Consider the following 1,968-nt stretch of genomic DNA (forward strand, 5'->3'; position numbering starts at 1 on the left):
AACCCCACATTTTAAAGGTGGGAATCTATGGCTATCGTGGAATTTGCAGCGTGCAGTTCCACGGCAGCAAGGCCTCGAAGTCTTCTACGCTCGAGGCTTGTGGCAGGCGCTCAAGTGCGTGGCGCAGCCACGCATAGGGCTCCTGGCCGTTGGCTTTAGCCGTCTCGACCAAACTGTAAAGCTGAGCGCTGGCCATCGCGCCTTTGGGTGTGTCGCTGAACAGCCAGTTCTTGCGTCCGATAACGAAGGGCCTGATCGCACGCTCTGCCGCATTGTTGTCGATCGGCAAGTAACCGGCTTCGGTGTAGCGCACCAGCTTGATCCAGTTGCTAGCCAAGTAGCTGATGGCTTTACCCAGTGCATTTTGCGCCGTCACTTGTGGCTGGGTTTTCTCCAGCCATGTTTGCAACTGCGCCAACACCGGCAGGCTGTTTTGCTGTCGGCATTCGTGACGATGTTCATCGCCGACTTCTTTTAAATCTCGCTCGATACCGTACAGCTTGTTAATCAGATTCAGGGCGATATCGGCACGCCCGGTTTTGCCTTTCGGCTGCACCTTTTGCGCCTCGACAAACTTGCGTCGCGCATGAGCCCAACAGCCTAAACGTTCGACACCGGATTGCGCGCCCAAGGCGTTATAACCCGCGTAATCATCGGTCATCAGGTAGCCGCGATAACCTTCGAGCAGGCGCGACGGAACCTCCTGCGCCCGGCTGGTCGAGTAGTCAAAAAGGATCACAGGCTGATTCGGCGGCCCGCCGGTTTGCACCCACATCCAGGATTGGCTGCTCGGTTCTCGATCAGGTTCTTTCAGTACTTGCACACGCGTTTCGTCGCAGTGGATGACGCGACTTTCCAGCAGTCGATCCCGCATCAAGTTGAGCAAGGGTTGCAGGTGTTCGCCGCACTGGATAACCCAGCGCGCCAAGGTTTGCCGTGGAATATTGACGCCGTGGCGACCGAGTACTTTTTCGAAGCGATGCAGTGGCAGGCCATCGACGTATTTGGTCGTCAGCAACATCGCCAAAACGCTGGGGCTGGCCATGCTCTTTTCGATCAGTTGCGCCGGCTTGTCGGCCGTGACCAGCGCGGTTTCACAGCCACGGCAGGCGTAGATCTTGCGCACATGTTTGATCACGCGGATTTGCATCGGCACGATCTCGAGCTGCTCACTGACTTCCTCGCCAATGCTGTGTTTACGGCAACCGCAGGCGCAGGTCAGCTCGTGATCGGGCAGTTCGTGAATGACTTCGATGCGCGGAAGATCGTCGGGCAGAGGCTTGCGTTTGCCCCGTCGCTTGGTCGCAGCGACGACCTCTTCTTCAACCGTTTCGTCGACAGACTCGGCCACGCTTTCAGCTTCGTTGAACAAGGCCATTTGCGGAGTCGTGGGATCGGCGGTCTGCTCTGACTTTCGCCCGAAAAGGCGCTGACGCAACAGCGCGTTTTCCTCTTCAAGATGAACGATCTTGCCCTTATCAGACTCGCGCTCACTGAGCATTTGCTCAAGCAGTTGCTTGAGCAAAACAGGGTCGTCAGGAAGGTCTTTGGGCATGGAAATCATGCCCTGGATTATACCGAATCAGGCGACGAATCGAGGCGTTAAAACTTGATGCGGACGGTTGCGCCACAAATCAAAACCGTCCAATAACCAGTTGAGTTCTTGAACCGTCAGCACGATGGCCTCATCCGAACAATCCGGCGATGTTTTGAAGCGCTCGGACTCCAGCCGCTTTAGCCAAAGGCAGAAGCCGTTGCGCTCCCAGTACAAAATCTTCACTCGGTTTCGAGGCTTGTTGAGGAACACGAAAAGCACCGGGTCAAACACCGCGACCTTGATGTCCAGTTCGACCAGGGCGGCAAGGCCGTCGATGGATTTTCGGAAGTCGACGGGTTTGGGGTACAGATAGACTTTTTCGACTTTTGCGTCGGGACGCATCATGAGGGGCTGGCTCCAGAAAAGAATCG

General features: G+C 56.1%; 2 protein-coding genes. Both read right to left on the reverse strand.

The features are described 5' to 3' along the window. Positions 1-31: 31 nt before the first annotated feature. Positions 32-1,564: an IS66 family transposase gene (tnpC, locus tag B347_RS0123965; RefSeq protein ID WP_026014395.1), complete on the reverse strand. Its 1,533-nt coding sequence runs from the start codon at positions 1,562-1,564 to the stop codon at positions 32-34. Between the two features lie 18 nt (positions 1,565-1,582). Further along, positions 1,583-1,966 (reverse strand): IS66 family insertion sequence element accessory protein TnpB, encoded by a 384-nt coding sequence (tnpB, locus tag B347_RS0123970; protein ID WP_237719159.1) that lies wholly within the window; start codon positions 1,964-1,966, stop codon positions 1,583-1,585. Between the last annotated feature and the right edge of the window lie 2 nt (positions 1,967-1,968).

The organism is Pseudomonas psychrophila HA-4, assembly GCF_000282975.1.
In the GTDB taxonomy this organism is placed as follows: Bacteria; Pseudomonadota; Gammaproteobacteria; order Pseudomonadales; family Pseudomonadaceae; genus Aquipseudomonas; species Aquipseudomonas psychrophila_A.